The sequence below is a fragment of the Agromyces aerolatus genome (genome assembly GCF_031432255.1).
Lineage (GTDB): Bacteria > Actinomycetota > Actinomycetes > Actinomycetales > Microbacteriaceae > Agromyces.
The window spans coordinates 98,211-115,081 of the sequence record NZ_JAVKGQ010000009.1 but is presented as its reverse complement, the minus strand read 5'-3'; the positions used below and the strand labels follow the sequence as shown (position 1 = coordinate 115,081).

15 protein-coding genes are annotated in these 16,871 nt (G+C 70.5%); 6 read left to right on the top strand and 9 right to left on the bottom strand.

The features are described 5' to 3' along the window. Nucleotides 1-50 precede the first annotated feature (50 nt). From tkt to pgl, 6 genes are read left to right on the top strand one after another with little or no spacing between them, the layout of a single operon-like run. Complete coding sequence (tkt, locus tag RH864_RS12605) at nucleotides 51-2,144, top strand: transketolase (protein WP_310517904.1); 2,094 nt, start codon at nucleotides 51-53, stop codon at nucleotides 2,142-2,144. A gap of 25 nt (nucleotides 2,145-2,169) precedes the next feature. After that, entirely contained in the window at nucleotides 2,170-3,279 is a 1,110-nt protein-coding gene (gene tal, locus RH864_RS12600; protein WP_396129972.1) for a transaldolase, read from the top strand. After that, the gene (locus RH864_RS12595; protein WP_310517902.1) at nucleotides 3,276-4,877 is read left to right on the top strand and encodes a glucose-6-phosphate isomerase; all 1,602 of its coding nucleotides are present in this window, start codon (nucleotides 3,276-3,278) and stop codon (nucleotides 4,875-4,877) included. Before tal ends, RH864_RS12595 begins: the two co-directional genes overlap by 4 nt. 20 nt (nucleotides 4,878-4,897) lie before the next feature. Beyond that, on the top strand, nucleotides 4,898-6,439 hold the full coding sequence (gene zwf, locus RH864_RS12590; protein WP_310517901.1) for a glucose-6-phosphate dehydrogenase: 1,542 nt from the start codon (nucleotides 4,898-4,900) through the stop codon (nucleotides 6,437-6,439). Then, nucleotides 6,436-7,392, top strand: coding sequence for a glucose-6-phosphate dehydrogenase assembly protein OpcA (locus RH864_RS12585; protein ID WP_310517900.1), 957 nt, complete (start codon nucleotides 6,436-6,438; stop codon nucleotides 7,390-7,392). The genes zwf and RH864_RS12585 overlap by 4 nt, the downstream gene beginning before the upstream one ends. After that, nucleotides 7,389-8,159 (top strand): 6-phosphogluconolactonase, encoded by a 771-nt coding sequence (pgl, locus tag RH864_RS12580; protein WP_310517899.1) that lies wholly within the window; start codon nucleotides 7,389-7,391, stop codon nucleotides 8,157-8,159. The genes RH864_RS12585 and pgl overlap by 4 nt, the downstream gene beginning before the upstream one ends. Nucleotides 8,160-8,319: 160 nt before the next feature. Here the strand turns inward: pgl and RH864_RS12575 are convergent, their stop codons facing one another. The 9 genes from RH864_RS12575 to uvrC all read right to left on the bottom strand — a co-directional run bounded on the left by RH864_RS12575 (nucleotide 8,320) and on the right by uvrC (nucleotide 16,870). Further along, the gene (locus RH864_RS12575; RefSeq protein ID WP_310517898.1) at nucleotides 8,320-8,685 is read right to left on the bottom strand and encodes an RNA polymerase-binding protein RbpA; all 366 of its coding nucleotides are present in this window, start codon (nucleotides 8,683-8,685) and stop codon (nucleotides 8,320-8,322) included. 22 nt (nucleotides 8,686-8,707) lie between these two features. Further along, nucleotides 8,708-8,959, bottom strand: coding sequence for a preprotein translocase subunit SecG (gene secG / locus RH864_RS12570; RefSeq protein WP_310517897.1), 252 nt, complete (start codon nucleotides 8,957-8,959; stop codon nucleotides 8,708-8,710). A 116-nt stretch (nucleotides 8,960-9,075) separates the two neighbouring features. Next, nucleotides 9,076-9,864, bottom strand: a complete 789-nt coding sequence (gene tpiA, locus RH864_RS12565) for a triose-phosphate isomerase (RefSeq protein ID WP_310517896.1) — start codon at nucleotides 9,862-9,864, stop codon at nucleotides 9,076-9,078. Next, nucleotides 9,855-11,069 (bottom strand): phosphoglycerate kinase, encoded by a 1,215-nt coding sequence (locus RH864_RS12560; protein ID WP_310517895.1) that lies wholly within the window; start codon nucleotides 11,067-11,069, stop codon nucleotides 9,855-9,857. Before RH864_RS12560 ends, tpiA begins: the two co-directional genes overlap by 10 nt. An 11-nt stretch (nucleotides 11,070-11,080) precedes the next feature. After that, on the bottom strand, nucleotides 11,081-12,085 hold the full coding sequence (gene gap, locus RH864_RS12555; protein WP_310517894.1) for a type I glyceraldehyde-3-phosphate dehydrogenase: 1,005 nt from the start codon (nucleotides 12,083-12,085) through the stop codon (nucleotides 11,081-11,083). Between the two features lie 92 nt (nucleotides 12,086-12,177). Next, nucleotides 12,178-12,804, bottom strand: a complete 627-nt coding sequence (locus RH864_RS12550; RefSeq protein ID WP_310517893.1) for a superoxide dismutase — start codon at nucleotides 12,802-12,804, stop codon at nucleotides 12,178-12,180. A 109-nt stretch (nucleotides 12,805-12,913) separates the two neighbouring features. Continuing rightward, nucleotides 12,914-13,891: a DNA-binding protein WhiA gene (gene whiA, locus RH864_RS12545; protein ID WP_310517892.1), complete on the bottom strand. Its 978-nt coding sequence runs from the start codon at nucleotides 13,889-13,891 to the stop codon at nucleotides 12,914-12,916. An 88-nt stretch (nucleotides 13,892-13,979) separates the two neighbouring features. Beyond that, entirely contained in the window at nucleotides 13,980-14,855 is an 876-nt protein-coding gene (gene rapZ / locus RH864_RS12540; protein WP_310517891.1) for an RNase adapter RapZ, read from the bottom strand. Between the two features lie 35 nt (nucleotides 14,856-14,890). Beyond that, entirely contained in the window at nucleotides 14,891-16,870 is a 1,980-nt protein-coding gene (gene uvrC / locus RH864_RS12535) for an excinuclease ABC subunit UvrC (RefSeq protein ID WP_310517890.1), read from the bottom strand. Between the last annotated feature and the right edge of the window lies 1 nt (nucleotide 16,871).

The following is a 16,871-nucleotide window of genomic DNA, read 5'->3' as shown; positions in this document are numbered from 1 at the left end:
GGGGCCGAGGTCTCCCCTGACACCGCCACGATCGGAAGGAACACCACCTCGTGGCAACTCTGCAATGGGATCCCATCGACGACCGCGCCGTGGACACCGCGCGCGTGCTCGCCGCGGACGCGGTCGAGAAGGTCGGCAACGGGCACCCCGGCACCGCGATGAGCCTCGCTCCCGCGGCGTACCTGCTCTTCCAGAAGGTCATGCGGCGCGACCCCAACGACACCCACTGGCTCGGTCGGGACCGCTTCATCCTCTCGGCCGGACACAGCTCGCTGACCCAGTACGTGCAGCTCTACCTGGAGGGGTCCGGCCTCGAGCTGAGCGACCTCGAGGCACTGCGCACGTGGGGGTCGCTGACCCCTGGACACCCCGAGTACGGTCACACCAAGGGCGTCGAGATCACGACCGGCCCGCTCGGCCAGGGCCTCGCGTCCGCGGTCGGGTTCGCCTACGCCCAGCGGTTCGAGCGCGGGCTCTTCGACCCGGATGCTCCGGCGGGCCAGAGCCCGTTCGACCACTTCGTCTACGTGATCGCCAGCGACGGCGACCTCGAAGAGGGCGTCACGAGCGAGGCCTCGTCGCTCGCCGGGCACCAGCAGCTCGGCAACCTCGTCGTCATCTACGATGCGAACCAGATCTCGATCGAGGACGACACGAACATCGCGTTCACCGAGGACGTCGCCAAGCGGTACGAGGCGTACGGCTGGCACGTGCAGACCGTGGACTGGAAGAAGACCGGCCAGTACGTCGAGGACGTCGCCGAGCTGCACGCCGCGATCGAGGCCGCGAAGGGCGAGACCGACCAGCCGTCGATCATCATCCTGAAGACCATCATCGGCTGGCCGTCGCCCGGCAAGCAGAACACGGGCAAGATCCACGGCTCGGCGCTCGGCGCCGACGAGCTCGCGGCCACCAAGAAGGTGCTCGGCTTCGACCCCGAGCAGCACTTCGCGGTCGCCGACGACGTCATCGCGCACACGCGCGCGTCGCGTGAGCGCGGTGCGGCCGAGCACGCCGAGTGGCAGCGCTCGTTCGACGCGTGGGCCGAGGCGAACCCCGAGCGCAAGGCGCTGCTCGACCGCCTCCTGGCCGGCGAGCTGCCCGAGGGCATCGAGGCGGCGCTGCCCGTCTTCGAACCGGGCAAGGACGTCTCGACGCGCGCGGCGTCGGGCAAGGTCATCAACGCGCTCGCGGCGCAGCTTCCCGAGCTGTGGGGCGGTTCGGCCGATCTCGCCGAGTCGAACCTCACGACGATCAACGACGCGGCCTCGTTCATCCCCGAGCAGTGGTCGACGCACGAGTTCTCGGGCAACCCCTACGGGCGCGTGCTGCACTTCGGCATCCGCGAGCACGCCATGGCCGCGATCGTGAACGGCATCGTCCTGCACGGCCCGACCCGCGCGTTCGGCGGCACGTTCCTGATCTTCAGCGACTACATGCGCCCCTCGGTGCGCCTGTCGGCGCTGATGGACATCCCGTCGATCTTCGTCTGGACGCACGACTCGGTCGCGCTCGGCGAGGACGGCCCGACGCACCAGCCGATCGAGCAGCTCGCGACGCTCCGCGCGATCCCGAACTTCACGGTCGTGCGCCCCGGTGACGCCAACGAGGTCGCGTACGCGTGGCTCGAGGTGCTGCGCCGCCGCGGCGGCCCTGCCGGCCTCGCGCTCACCCGTCAGAACATCCCCGTGTTCGAGCGTGGTGCGGGCGAGGCATCCGGTGACGTGCTCGCGTCCGCGGCGAACGTCGCGAAGGGCGCCTACGTGATCGCCGAGGCACCGTCGGGCACTCCCGAGCTCATCATCATCGCGACGGGCTCCGAGCTGCAGATCGCGCTCGAGGCCCGCGAGCAGCTCGCCGCCGAGGGCGTGCAGGTGCGCGTGGTGTCGGCGCCGAGCCTCGAATGGTTCGAGGAGCAGGACGCCGCGTACCGCGAATCGGTGCTGCCGGCCTCGGTGACCGCGCGCGTCTCGGTCGAGGCCGGCCTCGCGCTGACCTGGCGGGCGTACGTGGGCGACCGCGGCCGCAGCGTCTCGATCGAGCACTTCGGCGCATCCGCCGACTACAAGACCCTGTTCCGCGAGTTCGGCATCACGACGGAAGCCGTCGTCGCCGCCGCGAAGGAATCGCTCGCCGCCGCCTGAGCGAGCAGAAGGAGACATGAGTTCCATGAGCACCACTCCCACCGCCGCACTCTCCGAGGCCGGCGTCAGCATCTGGCTCGACGACCTGTCGCGCCAGCGGATCGCCTCCGGCGACCTCGCGCGTCTCATCGCCGAGCGCGACGTCGTCGGCGTCACGACCAACCCGACGATCTTCGCGGGCGCGCTCGCGAACGGCGCGGCCTACGCCGACCAGCTGCACACGCTGGCCGAGCAGGGCGCCGACGTCGACACGGCCGTGTTCGAGATCACGACCGACGACGTCCGCGACGCCGCCGACGTGTTCCAGCCGGTGTTCGCCCGCACCGACGGCTACGACGGCCGCGTGTCGATCGAGGTCGCTCCCGACCTCGCGCACGACACCGCGGGCACGATCGAGTCGGCCAAGGCCCTCTGGGCCAAGGTCGACCGGCCGAACGTCATGATCAAGATCCCCGCGACCGTCGAGGGCCTCGACGCGATCCGCGAGACGATCGCGGCCGGCATCAGCGTCAACGTGACGCTGATCTTCAGCCTCGAGCGCTACCGCCAGGTCATGGAGGCCTACCTCGCGGGCCTCGAGGCCGCGAAGGCCAACGGCCACGACCTGTCGACGATCCACTCGGTCGCGTCGTTCTTCGTGTCGCGCGTCGACACCGAGATCGACAAGCGGCTCACCGCGATCGGCACCGACGAGGCGCTCGCGCTGAAGAGCCGCGCGGGCCTCGCGAACGCGCGCCTCGCCTACGAGCTGTTCGGCGAGGTCTTCTCGAGCGAGCGGGCCACCGCGCTGCTCGAGGCCGGCGCGAACCGCCAGCGGCCGCTCTGGGCGTCGACGGGGGTCAAGGACCCGGCGCTGCCCGACACGCTGTACGTGACCGAGCTCGTCGCGCGCGGCGTCGTGAACACCATGCCCGAGAAGACGCTCGAGGCCACGTTCGACCACGGCGAGATCCTCGGCGACACCGTCACGGGCGCCTACCGCGACGCGGGCGAGGTGCTCGATGCGCTGGCCCGCGTGGGCGTCGACTACGACGAGGTCACGGCGCTTCTCGAGCGCGAGGGCGTCGAGAAGTTCATCGTCTCCTGGAACGAGCTGCTCGGCACCGTCCGTGAGGCGCTGGAGGCGGCGCGATGAGCTTCCGCATCTCCGTGAGCGGCCCCGCCGCCGAGGCGGTGCGCCGCGCACTCCCCGGGCTCGTCGCCGACCGGGTCGCCTCGGGCATCACCGCACAGGACCCCGCGCTGTGGGGTCCCGCGGCGGAGGCCGAGTCGGCCAAGCGCCTCGGCTGGACCGAGGCCGTCGCGATCTCGCGCCCGCTGGTGCCCGAGATCACGGCGCTCCGCGACGAGCTCCGCGCCAAGGGCGTCGACCACATCGTGCTCGCGGGCATGGGCGGGTCCTCGCTCGCGCCCGAGGTCATCACGCGGACGACCGGGGCCCACCTCACGGTGCTCGACTCGACCGAGCCCGGGCAGGTCCGGGCCGCGCTCGCCGAGCGTCTCGCGTCGTCGGCCCTCGTCGTCTCCTCGAAGTCGGGCTCGACCGTCGAGACCGACAGCCAGCGCCGGGTCTACGAGCAGGCGTTCCGCGACGCGGGCATCGACCCGGCCGAGCGCATCGTCGTCGTGACCGACCCAGGCTCGCCGCTCGACGAGTCGGCGCGCGCCGCGGGCTACCGCGTGTTCAACGCGGACCCGGACGTGGGCGGCCGGTACTCGGCCCTCACCGCGTTCGGCCTCGTGCCGTCGGGACTCGCGGGGGTCAACATCGACGAGATCCTCGACGAGGCCGAGACCATCGAGCTCTCGCTCGCGATCGACGCGGACTCGAACCCCGGGCTGATCCTCGGCGCGGCGATCGCCGCGACCGAGCCGCTCCGCGACAAGCTCGTGATCGTCGCCGACGGCACCCACATCGTGGGCTTCGCCGACTGGGCCGAGCAGCTCATCGCCGAGTCCACGGGCAAGGAGGGCAGGGGCCTGCTGCCCGTCGTGGTCGACCGCGGGGCACCCGAGCTCACGGCCGGCCTGCCCGACGTCCAGGTCGTGCGCCTGGTCGCCGACGCGGGCGACGACGTGTTCGCCGGCGAGGACGGCGAGATCCGCGTCTCGGGCACGCTCGGCGCGCAGCTGCTCGTCTGGGAGTACGCGACCGCGGTCGCGGGGCGTCTGCTCGGCATCAACCCGTTCGACCAGCCCGACGTCGAGTCCGCGAAGGTGGCCGCGCGCGGTCTGCTCGACGCGCGACCGGCTCCCGAGCCGGCCGCGTTCGTCGCCGATGGCATCGAGGTCCGCGGCACGCCCGACGTGATCGGCGCCTCGAGCGACCTGCTCTCGGCGATCGACGTGCTGCTCGACGAGCTGCCCGAGCATGGCTACATCTCGATCCAGGCGTACCTCGACCGCGTCGCGCACCCCGAGTACGCGGAGCTTCGCGACCTGCTCGCGGCGCGCTCCGGGCGTCCCGTGACGTTCGGCTGGGGCCCGCGGTTCCTACACTCGACCGGGCAGTTCCACAAGGGGGGACCCGCGGTCGGCGTCTTCCTGCAGCTCACGCAGCATCCGGTCGAGGATCTCGCGATCCCGGAGCGCCCGTTCACGTTCGGCCAGCTGATCGCCGCGCAGGCGTCGGGCGACGCGAGCGTGCTCGCCGAGCACGACCGCCCGGTGCTGACGCTCACGCTCTCGGATCCGGCCGCGCAGCTCGCGACCATCCGGGGCGCGCTCGACTGAGCCGGCAGACAGGACACGGTATGGAACCGGCCAAGATCAGTGCGGGGCACAATCCGCTGCGCTCCGCCAACGACTACCGGCTGAACCGCATCGCGGGGCCTTCGAGCCTCATCATCTTCGGGGTCACGGGCGACCTGTCGCGCAAGAAGCTCATGCCCGCGGTGTACGACCTCGCGAACCGGGGGCTGCTGCCCCCGGGCTTCGCGCTGGTCGGCTTCGCGCGCCGCGACTGGGAGGACGAGGACTTCGCGCAGGTCGTGCACGACTCGGTGAAGGAACACGCCCGCACGGAGTTCCGGGAGGACGTGTGGAACCAGCTCTCACGAGGCATCCGCTTCGTGCAGGGCACGTTCGACGACGACCAGGCGTTCGACCGGCTGCGCACGACGGTCGAGGACCTCGACCGTGAGCGCGGCACGATGGGCAATCACGCGTTCTACCTGTCGATCCCGCCGAAGTCGTTCCCGCAGGTGATCTCGCAGCTCAAACGCTCGGGACTCGCCGAACAGCGCGACGACCAGTGGCGTCGCGTCGTGATCGAGAAACCGTTCGGCAGCGACCTGAAGACCGCGCGCGAGCTCAACGACGTCGTGGCCTCGGTGTTCCCGCCCGACTCGGTGTTCCGCATCGACCACTACCTCGGCAAAGAGACGGTGCAGAACATTCTCGCGCTGCGGTTCGCGAACCAGTTGTACGAGCCGATCTGGAACGCCAACTTCGTCGACCACGTGCAGATCACCATGGCGGAGGACATCGGCGTGGGCGGCCGGGCCGGGTACTACGACGGCATCGGCGCGGCACGCGACGTCATCCAGAACCACCTGCTGCAGTTGCTCGCGCTGACCGCGATGGAAGAGCCGATCTCGTTCGACGCGGCCGACCTGCGCGCCGAGAAGGAGAAGATCCTCGCGGCCGTCCGGCTCCCCGAAGACCTCGCAGCGGGCACCGCGCGCGGTCAGTACGCGGGCGGCTGGCAGGGCGGCGAGAAGGTCGTCGGATTCCTCGACGAGGACGGGATGAACCCCGAGTCCACGACCGAGACCTACGCGGCGATGAAGCTGCTCATCGGCACCCGCCGGTGGGCGGGCGTCCCGTTCTACCTGCGCGCCGGGAAACGCCTCGGCCGTCGGGTCACCGAGATCGCCGTGGTGTTCAAGCGCGCACCCCAGCAGGTGTTCGCCGACAGCCAGACCTCGCAGCTCGGGCAGAACGCGCTCGTGATCCGGGTGCAGCCCGACGAGGGCGTGACGATCCGGTTCGGCTCGAAGGTGCCGGGCGCCGGCATGCAGGTGCGCGACGTGACCATGGACTTCGGCTACGGTCACGCGTTCACCGAGGCGAGCCCCGAGGCCTACGAGCGGCTCATCCTCGATGTCCTGCTCGGCGAGCCGCCGCTCTTCCCCCGTCAAGAGGAGGTGGAGCTGTCCTGGAAGATCCTCGACCCGATCGAGGAGTTCTGGGCCACGCAGGGCCGGCCCGAGCAGTACCGACCCGGCACCTGGGGGCCGAGCTCGGCCGATGCACTGCTCGCCCGCGACGGACGAACCTGGAGGCGACCGTGATCGTCGATCTGCCCGACACGACGACGAGCAAGATCTCGAAGGCGCTCGTCAAGATCCGTGAGGAGGGCGGCGCGGTCGCCCTCGGCCGCGTGCTGACCCTCGTCATCGCCACGAACTCGGACGGCGAGGAAGAGGCGATCGAGGCCGCGAACGACGCGTCGCGGGAGCATCCGATGCGCGTCATCGTGGTGTCGACCGAAGCGGATGCCGCCGACGAGCCCAGCCGGCTCGACGCGGAGATCCGCGTCGGCGGCGACGCGGGTGCGAGCGAGGTCATCGTGCTCCGGGTCTGCGGCGACGCCGCCGACGACGAGGAGAGCCTCGTCATGGGGCTGCTGCTGCCGGATGCGCCGGTGGTCACCTGGTGGCCGGGTCGCGCACCCGAACGGCCGGGCGCGTCACCGCTCGGGCGGATCGCCCAGCGACGCATCACGGATGCCTCGACCCAACCCGATCCGCAGGCCGCGCTGCGCGTGCTCGCCGCCAACTACTCCCCCGGTGACGCGGACTTCGCGTGGACCAGGCTCACGCTCTGGCGTGCGCAGCTCGCGGCGGTGCTCGATCAGCCGCCGTACGAGCCGGTCACGGCCGTGCGGGTCACGGGCGCGGTCGACTCGCCCTCGACGACGCTGCTCGCGGCCTGGCTGCAGATGCAGCTCCAGGCCACGACCCGGTACCGGCTGACCCCGATCGAGCAGGGCTCGCACGGCATCCACGGCGTGCACCTGGAGCGCGCGGGCGGCGACATCGACCTCGTCCGCGACGTCCCCGGGGTGGCGACGCTGCGCCAGCCCGGCCAGCCGACGCACGATCTCGCCCTCCCCCGGCGGAACCTGCGCGACTGCCTGGCCGACGAGCTCCGCCGGCTCGACCCCGACGAGCTGTACGGTGAGGTGATCACGAGCGGCGTCGCGCTGCTCGCGGAGCCGGACCCCGAGGAGGCGGACCGATGACGAACGAGCGGCGAGTGCTGGTGCATCCCGACAAGGCGTCGCTGGCCGGCGCGGTCGCCGCTCGGTTCGTCACCAAGACGCTCGACCTGCTCGACGACCAGGAGGTCGTGCATCTCGCGCTCACAGGCGGCAGCATGGGCTCGGCCGTGCTCGAGGCGGTCGGCGCCTCACCGGCGCACACGTCGCTCGACTGGTCCCGCGTGCACGTCTGGTGGGGTGACGAGCGCTGGCTGCCCGACGGCGACGCCGAGCGCAACGATCGGCAGTCGCGCGATGCGCTGCTCGACCGGATCGCCCTGCCCGAGGGGCACGTGCACGCGTTTCCCGCGTCCGACTCGGGCCTGAGCCTCGACGATGCGGCTGACCGGTACGCCGAGGAGCTCGCGCGCTTCGGCACCGGCGACGTCGCGCACCCCGTGTTCGACATCACGTTCCTCGGCGTCGGGCCCGACGGGCACATCGCGTCGCTCTTCCCGCACCGCAGCGGCATCGAGGTCACCGACCGCACGGTGATCGCCGTGCGCGAGTCGCCCAAGCCGCCGCCCGAGCGGCTGAGCCTCACGCGGCCCGTGCTGAACGCGTCGCAGCGTGTGTGGTTCGTCCTCGCCGGTGCCGACAAGGCGTCGGCGCTCGGTCTGGCGCTCGCCGGCGCCAGCCGCGACGAGGTGCCCGTCGCGGGCATCAAGGGCCGGAAGCGCACGGTGTTCTTCGTCGATCGGGACGCCGCGGCCGAGGTGCCCGAGGAGCTCATCGCGCGCGAGTACTAGCCGTTGGTCGAGTAGCGAGCCCCAGCGAGCGTATCGAGACCTGGTGATCCGCGCTCGAGATCGGGTCAGCAGGTCTCGATACGCTTCGCTACTCGACCAACGGACACACGAAAGGCCGGCTCCCCTCGGGGAGCCGGCCTTCGTCGTCTGGGGGTGCCGCTTACTCGGGCGCCTGCGTGCCGCGACGCGCGCGTAGCTGCTGCAGCGCCTCGTCGAGGAGCTGGGCCGCCTCCTCTTCGGAGCGGCGCTCCTTCACGTACGCGAGGTGGGTCTTGTACGGCTCGGTCTTGGCGAGCGACGGCGGGTTGGCCTTGTCACGGCCGGCCGGCAGGCCGGTCGACGGGCTGTCGATGACCTCCGGGATCTCCTCGTCGGGGAGGTTCGCCGCGAAGTAGCGGACGGTCTCGTTGCCGAGCGCGTCCCAGTAGCTGATCGCGACACGCTCAGCGTGGAATCCGTGGTCTTGCTCGCCCATAGGGCCCGCGCCGACGCGCGAGCCTCGGATGGCGCTGTTTCCTGAAACCATCTTCGTCCTCCTCTGTGGGGGGTCAGAGTCCGGCGTCGAACTTCGTGATCAGGCCGAGCACGACGATGCATGCGACCCACACGAGTCCGAGGACGACCGTGATGCGGTTGAGGTTGCGCTCGGCCACGCCCGATGCGCCCAGGCTGGACGTGACCCCGCCGCCGAACATGTCGGAGAGGCCACCGCCGCGGCCCTTGTGCAGCAGGATGAGCAGCGTCAGCAGGAGGCTCGTGAGGCCGAGCAGCACCTGCAGGACGACCTGGAGAATCTCCACGGTGAACCCTTTCATGACACGACGAGGGGCGCCGTGCCGACACCCGAGTATAACGGTCGTCGGGGCCCGTCTCCATTCAGGACGGGCCCCGACGGCCTGAAACCGATGCTCCGGCGCTACGCGCCGACGTGCTTCTTGAACCTGACGATGCTCGAGAACTCGTCGATGTCGAGGCTCGCGCCGCCCACGAGGGCGCCGTCGACGTTCGGCTCGCGCATGAACGCGGCGATGTTCGCGGCCTTCACGGAGCCGCCGTAGAGCACTCGCGTGGCCTGCGCGGCTTCCTCGCCGAGCACCTCGACGAGGACCGCGCGGAGCGCGGCCGCGACCTGCTCGGCCTGCGCGGGCGTCGCCGCCTGCCCCGAGCCGATCGCCCAGACGGGCTCGTATGCCACGACGAGCTCCTTCGACGCGTCGACGCCCTCGAGCGCGGCGCGCAGCTGCGCCACGGGCACGGCGCTCGCGCCGTGCGCCTCGAGGTCTTCGGCCGTCTCGCCCACGCACAGCACCGGCACGAGGCCGTGCTTGTGCGCTGCGATCACCTTCGCGTTCACGACCTGGTCGGTCTCATGGTGGTACGTACGACGTTCGGAGTGCCCGATGATGACGTACTTCGCGTCGAGCTTGGCGAGGAACGCGCCCGAGATCTCGCCCGTGTAGGCGCCCGAGTCGTGCGCGGAGACGTCTTGACCGCCGTACGCGATGGGCAGCGAGTCGGCCGCCACGAGGGTCTGCACCGAGCGCAGGTCGGTGAACGGCGGGAACACCGCGACCTCGGCATCGGCCGGGTCGTGCTTCGAGTCGGTCAACGCCCATGCGAGCTTCTGCACGAACGCGATCGCCTGCAGGTGATCGAGGTTCATCTTCCAGTTGCCCGCGATGAGCGGGGTGCGCTTCACTGCCATCCAAGGACCTCCAGTCCGGGGAGTTGCTTACCCTCGAGGAACTCGAGGCTCGCGCCGCCGCCCGTCGAGATGTGTCCGAACGCGTCATCGGAGAACCCGAGCTGACGCACGGCGGCGGCGGAGTCGCCACCGCCGACCACGCTGAGGCCGTCGACCTCGGTGAGTGCCTGTGCGACCTCGCGCGTGCCGTCGGCGAACGGCGCGAGCTCGAACACGCCCATAGGCCCGTTCCAGAACACGGTCTTCGACGAACGGATGCGCTCGGCGAACGCGGCCGCGGTGTCGGGGCCGATGTCGAGCCCCAGCCCGGATGCCCCGAACGGGGTCTGCTCGATGGCGTCCGCCGGCGCGACCTGATGCGCGGCGTCCGCCGCGAACTTCTCGGCCACGACCACGTCGGTCGGCAGCACGAGGTCGACGCCGCGTTCCGCCGCCTCGGCGAGGTAGCCTCGGACGGTCTCGATCTGGTCCTGTTCGAGCAGGCTCGCGCCGACCCGGTGCCCCTGGGCCGCGAGGAAGGTGAACAGCATGCCGCCGCCGATGAGCAACGCGTCGACCCGCGGCAGCAGGTGCGCGATCACGCCGAGCTTGTCGGAGACCTTCGACCCGCCGAGCACGACGGTGTACGGCCGCTCGGGCGTCTCGGTCAGCCGGTCGAGCACGTCGAGCTCGGCCGCGATGAGGAGGCCTGCGGCGCTCGGCCGCAGCTGCTCGAGGTCGTAGACGCTCGCCTGCTTGCGGTGCACGACGCCGAAGCCGTCGGAGACGACCGCGTCGGCGAACCCGGCGAGCTGTTCGGCGAACGCGCCACGCTCGGCGTCGTCCTTCGCCGTCTCCCCCGGGTTGAAGCGGAGGTTTTCGAGCACGAGCACCTCGCCGTCGCCGAGCGCCTCGACCTTGGCGGAGGCATCCGCCCCGACCGTGTCGGTCGCGAACGCGACCGGCGCGTCGAGCAGCTCGCCGAGGCGCGTCGCGACCGGCGCGAGGCTGTACTTCGGGTCGGGCGCACCGTCGGGGCGGCCGAGGTGGGAGACGACGATGACGCGGGCACCCTGCCCGGTCAGCGCCTGCAGCGTCGGCACCGAGGCCCGCACGCGGCCGTCGTCCGTGATCGCGCCGTCCTGGAGGGGGACGTTGAGATCACACCGGACGACGACGCGCTTGCCGGCGAGCGGACCGAGGGAGTCGATCGTTCGCAGCGTCACGGCGTGCCCGCTCAGAGCCGCTCGGCGACGTACTCGGTGAGGTCGACGAGACGGTTGGAGTAGCCCCACTCGTTGTCGTACCAGCTCGAGAGCTTCACCTGGTCGCCGATGACGCGCGTGAGGCCCGCGTCGAAGATCGACGAGTGCGGGTCGGTCACGATGTCGCTCGAGACGATGGGGTCTTCGGTGTACTTGAGGATGCCCTTCATGGGGCCCTCGGCCGCGGCCTTGTAGGCCGCCTTGATCTCGTCGACCGTGACCGGGCGCGAGGCCGTGACGGTGAGGTCGGTGATCGAGCCGGTGGGGATCGGCACACGGAGCGCGAAACCGTCGAGCTTGCCGACGAGCTCGGGCATGACGAGGCCGATGGCCTTTGCGGCGCCGGTCGAGGTCGGCACGATGTTGATCGCCGCGGCGCGCGCGCGGCGGAGGTCCTTGTGCGGGCCGTCCTGGAGATTCTGGTCCGCGGTGTACGCGTGCACCGTCGTCATCAGGCCGCGTTCGATGCCGAACGCGTCGTTGAACACCTTGGCGAGCGGCGCGAGGCAGTTCGTGGTGCACGAGGCGTTCGAGATGATGTGGTGCTTCGCCGGGTCGTAGGACTGCTCGTTCACGCCCATGACGAACGTCGCATCCTCGTCGGTCGCGGGTGCGGAGATGAGGACCTTCTTCGCGCCGGCCTCGAGGTGCTTGCGGGCGTCGGCGGCCTTGGTGAAGAACCCGGTCGACTCGATGACGATGTCGACGCCGAGCTCGCCCCAGGGCAGGTTCGCAGGGTCGCGCTCGGCGAACGCCTTGATGGTCTTGCCGTCCACGATCAGGTTCTCGTCGTCGTAGTCGACCGTCGCGTCGAGCCGGCCCGTGATCGAGTCGTACTTCAGCAGGTGCGCGAGGGTCTTGTTGTCGGTGAGGTCGTTCACCGCCACGATCTCGAGGTCGGCGCCCTGGGCGAGGGCGGCCCGGAAGTAGTTGCGGCCGATCCGGCCGAAGCCGTTGATGCCGATCTTTACGGACACGAGGTCTCCTGAGTGATATGCGCGAAGGCGCGGATTTCAAGGTGATACCGGACGACGGTGTCCCCGAACGGGGCCCGGGGACACCGTTCGGCTTACGACAGTAGCAGCAGGCCCGACGTCTTCTCGCGGGCGACCTCGAAGCGTCGCTGGACGTTCGCCCAGTCCACGATGTTCCAGAACGCCTTCACGTAGTCGGCGCGGACGTTCTGGTAGTCGAGGTAGTACGCGTGCTCCCACACGTCGAGCATGAGCAGCGGCACGATGCCGGCCGGAAGGTTGGCCTGCTGGTCGAAGAACTGCAGCACGATGAGGCGTGCGCCGATCGAGTCCCACGCGAGGACGGCCCAGCCGGAGCCCTGCACGCCGAGCGCGGTCGCCGTGAAGTGCGCCTGGAACGCGTCGAACGAGCCGAACTGGTCGTCGATCGCCGCGGCGACCTCGCCGGTCGGCTTGTCGCCGCCCTCGGGCGAGAGGTTCGTCCAGAAGATCGAGTGGTTGACGTGGCCGCCGAGGTTGAACGCGAGGTCCTTCTCGAGCTTGTTCACGTTCGCGAGGTTGCCGGATTCACGGGCCTCGGCCAGCTGGGTCAGGGCGGTGTTCGCACCGGTCACATACGCCTGGTGGTGCTTGGAGTGGTGCAGCTCCATGATGCGGCCGCTGATCGACGGCTCGAGAGCCGCGTAATCGTACGGAAGGTCGGGCAGGGTGTACTCAGCCATTGCTTCTCCTTGTCAGATGCCGCGTTCGGCGCGTCTGGCCGGGAACGGCGGCTCGTTCGAGTCTATGCCTCTGTAACGATCGGGCGCGCGGGGTTGCGTCGCGCGAGCGTCATACGTCGTCGAACTCGGGAAGACTCGCCTCGGTGCCGGGCACGCCGAGCTCGGCCGCACGCTTGTCGGCCATCGCGAGCAGACGCCGGATGCGTCCGGCGACCGCGTCCTTCGTCATCGGCGGATCCGCGTGATGTCCGAGCTCGTCGAGGCTCGCCTCACGGTGCGCGAGCCGCAGCCGGCCTGCGTACTTGAGATGGTCGGGGATGTCGTCGCCGAGCAGCTCCATCGCCCGCTCCACGCGCGCGCACGCCGCGACCGCGGCCTGAGCCGAACGGCGGAGATTGGCATCGTCGAAGTTGACGAGCCGGTTGGCGGTCGCCCGCACCTCGCGGCGCTGGCGCAGCTCCTCCCAATTGCGCACGGTCTCCGCGGCGCCCATGAGCGCGAGCATCGCGCTGATCGCCTCGCCGTCGCGGATGACGACGCGGTGCACGCCGCGGACCTCGCGCGCCTTGGCGGCGACGCCGAGCCGGCCGGCCGCACCCACGAGCGCCATGGCGGCCTCGTTCCCGGGGCAGGTGATCTCGAGCGCGGCCGAACGTCCCGGGTCGGTCAGGCCGCCCTGCGCGAGGAACGCTCCCCGCCACACCGCCGCGACCTCGTCGCGGGACCCGGTCGTGAGCCGGTTCGGCAGGCCGCGCACGGGACGCCGGCGCGCGTCCAGCAGGCCCGTCTGGCGGGCAAGCGTCTCGCCCCCGTCGAGCACGCGGACGAGGTACTGGTTCTGCCTGCGCATTCCGGAGGCCGCGATCACCGACACGTCGGGCCGCACCCCGTACAGCTCACCGAGCGCGCGCGTGACGCGTTTGGCGACCGTCGCCGAGTCGAGCTCGGCTTCGATGGCGATCCGGTTCGAGATGAGATGCAGCCCACCCGCGAACCTCAGAATCGATGCCAGCTCCGCGGCGCGAACGCTCGTCTTCGAGACCTCGACCCGTGCAAGCTCTTCCTTCACATCGGCGGTCAATGCCACGTCGTCTCTCCATCTTCCTGCGCGGTGTTCACCCGCGCGGTGTTCGTCATGCGTCCGGGCCCGCGGAGCCTCGTGCGGCCGCGGGCGTTCATTCGCGGCCCAGGTCGCGGTCTTTGACCGCGACGGCGACGCCGGGCATGCGGCCCAGACGCTTCGCCAGCTCCCGGGCGAGCGCGACCGAGCGGTGCTTGCCCCCGGTGCAGCCGATCGCGACCGTCGCGTGCCGCTTGTTCTCGCGCTGGTACCCGGCGACCACCGGCTCGAGCGCGGCCGCGTAGGCGTCGAGGAACTCACGCGCGCCGGGCTGACCGAGCACGTACTCGGACACGGCCTCGTCGGTGCCGGTCATGGGGCGCAGATCGGGCACCCAGAAGGGGTTCGGCAGGAACCGGGCGTCGGCGACGAGGTCGGCGTCGGGCGGGAGCCCGTACTTGAAGCCGAAGCTCACCACGGTGAGCCTGAGGCCGGCGAAGTCGCTCTCGGCGAACGCCTCGGTCACGCGATTGGCGAGCTGGTGGATGTTCAGATCAGAGGTGTCGATGAGGATGTCGCTCATCTCGCGCACGGCCGAGAGCCGGCGACGTTCGGCGGTGATGCCGTCGAGGATCGTGCCGTCCTCCTGGAGCGGGTGCGGCCGGCGCACCGACTCGAACCGGCGCACGAGCGCCGCGTCGGTCGCGTCGAGGAACACGACCCGCACGTTCACGCCCGTGCGGAGGGCCTGGACGATGTCGTGGAACTCCGCGAAGAAGTCGCCGCCGCGCACATCGACCACGGCCGCGATCCTGGGCAGCGAGGCCCCCGCGCGTTCGACGAGCTCGACGAGCGGGCGCAGCATCTGCGGCGGCAGGTTGTCGACGACGTACCAGCCGAGATCTTCGAGGGCGTTCGCGACGGTCGAGCGACCGGCTCCGGACATGCCGGTGACGATGAGCATCTCTTGACGCTCGGACTCATCGCCCATCGGCAGATGCCCCTTCTTCGATCCCTGCCTCCACCCTACCTGGGCGCTGGTGCGGCTTCGCCGTGCAGGGTCGCCCTGATGGTGCTCGCGAGCGTCGGTCCGATGCCTTTCACGCCGGCGATCTCGGCCTCGCTCGCGGTCTTCAGGCGCGCGACCGAGCCGAAGTGCCGCAGCAGCTGCTTGACCCTGGTCGGTCCGAGGCCGGGGATCTCGGAGAGCACCGTGCCGATGTCGCGCTTGCGGCGCTGGCGCTGATGCGTGATGGCGAACCGGTGCGCCTCGTCGCGGACCCGCTGGAAGAGGAACAGCGCGTCCGAGTTCCGCGGCAGGATCACGGGGAAGTCGGAGTCGGGGGTCCAGATCTCCTCGAGGCGCTTCGCGATGCCGCAGAGCGCGATGCCCTGCACGCCGGACTCGCGCAGCGCGCGTGCGGCCGCCTCGACCTGCGGCTGCCCGCCGTCGACGACCAGCAGGTTCGGACGATACGCGAACTTCTTGCGCCTCGGCGACACCTCGGGCTCGGGCTCGGACTCGGCCTCGCGGTCGGCCCGGCGCTCGGGCTCCCCGGATGCCTCGGCGGCGGTCTCGCCCGACGGATCCGGGTGTTCGTCCGAGGCATCCGCCCGCTCGTCGCCGCCCGCCAGATAGGCGAGCCGGCGCGTGAGCACCTGGTGGATCGAGTCGGTGTCGTCGGTCGAGGCGGGGATCGTGAACCGCCGGTACTCGTCTTTGCGCGGCAGGCCGTCTTCGAACACGACCATCGACGCGACGATGTTGGTGCCCGAGAGGTGCGACACGTCGAAGCACTCGATGCGCAGCGGCGCATCGGCCATGCCGAGCGCCTCTTGGATGTCTTCGAGCGCGCGGGACCGCGTCGTGAAGTCGGCGCTGCGCCGGGTCTTGTAGAGCATCAGCGACTGCTTGGCGTTCTGCGTCGCGGTCGCCAGCAGGGCCGCCTTGTCGCCTCGCTTGGCGGCGTGCACGCGCACTCGACGGTTGGCCACGCCCCCGAGCCAGGCCTCGAGCGCGACCGCGTCGTCGGGGAGCTCGGGCACCACGACCTCGCCCGGCGGGACGATGTCTTCGGCGTAGGCGTTCTGCAGGACCGAGTCGACGAGCTCGCCGAGCGGCACGTCGAGCTCCTTGTCGACCGTCCACGAGCGGACTCCGCGGATGCGACCGCCGCGCACGATGAACAGCTGCACCGCGGCGGCCAGCTCGTCGTGCTCGATGCCGAACACGTCGAGGTCGGTCTTCTCGGAGAGCACGACCGCGCTCTTCTCGAAGAACTGGTTCGCGGCCTGCAGCTCGTCGCGGCGACGGGCCGCGGTCTCGTAGTCTTGCGCGGCGGCCGCGCGCTGCATCGCCCGGGTGAGCTCGTCGATGATCCGGCGGTCCTGGTTCTGCATGAACGCCACGAACCGGCCGACGTTCTCGCGATGCTCCTCGATGGTCACCCGGCCGGAGCACGGCCCGAAACAGCGCCCGATCTGCCCCGCGAAGCACGGTTTGCCCGTGGCCATCGCGCGCCGGTAGTCGCTGTCTTTGCAGGTCCGGATCGGGAACAGCTTGAGCAGCAGATCGAGGGTGTCGTTGACCGCCCAGACCTTCGGATACGGGCCGAAGTACCTCGCACCCCGGATGCCGCGGTTGCGCGTGACGATCGCCCTGGGCGCGTCATCGGCGAGGGTCACCGCGAGATACGGGTACGACTTGTCGTCGCGGTACTTGACGTTGAAGGGCGGATCGAACTCTTTGATCCACGTGTACTCGAGCTGCAACGCCTCGACGTCGTTGCCGACCACGGTCCACTCCACGGATGCCGCGGTGAGCACCATGCGCCTGGTCCGCTCGTGGAGCGTACGGAGCGGTGCGAAGTAGTTCGACAGCCGGGCGCGCAGGTTCTTGGCCTTGCCGACGTACAGGACTCGCCGATCCGCGTCCCGGAACCGGTACACGCCCGGAGACGTCGGGATCTCCCCCGCTTTCGGGCGCCAGGCGACGGTGGTGCTCATC

What these genes read in the sequence shown, in the direction of transcription:
- tal (WP_396129972.1), top strand. Translation starts at nt 2,170, where the DNA reads ATGAGCACCACTCCCACCGCCGCACTCTCCGAGGCCGGCGTCAGCATC.
- RH864_RS12595 (WP_310517902.1), top strand. Translation starts at nt 3,276, where the DNA reads ATGAGCTTCCGCATCTCCGTGAGCGGCCCCGCCGCCGAGGCGGTGCGC.
- zwf (WP_310517901.1), top strand. Translation starts at nt 4,898, where the DNA reads ATGGAACCGGCCAAGATCAGTGCGGGGCACAATCCGCTGCGCTCCGCC.
- pgl (WP_310517899.1), top strand. Translation starts at nt 7,389, where the DNA reads ATGACGAACGAGCGGCGAGTGCTGGTGCATCCCGACAAGGCGTCGCTG.
- RH864_RS12575 (WP_310517898.1), bottom strand. Translation starts at nt 8,685, where the DNA reads ATGGTTTCAGGAAACAGCGCCATCCGAGGCTCGCGCGTCGGCGCGGGC.
- tpiA (WP_310517896.1), bottom strand. Translation starts at nt 9,864, where the DNA reads ATGGCAGTGAAGCGCACCCCGCTCATCGCGGGCAACTGGAAGATGAAC.
- RH864_RS12550 (WP_310517893.1), bottom strand. Translation starts at nt 12,804, where the DNA reads ATGGCTGAGTACACCCTGCCCGACCTTCCGTACGATTACGCGGCTCTC.
- rapZ (WP_310517891.1), bottom strand. Translation starts at nt 14,855, where the DNA reads ATGGGCGATGAGTCCGAGCGTCAAGAGATGCTCATCGTCACCGGCATG.
- uvrC (WP_310517890.1), bottom strand. Translation starts at nt 16,870, where the DNA reads ATGAGCACCACCGTCGCCTGGCGCCCGAAAGCGGGGGAGATCCCGACG.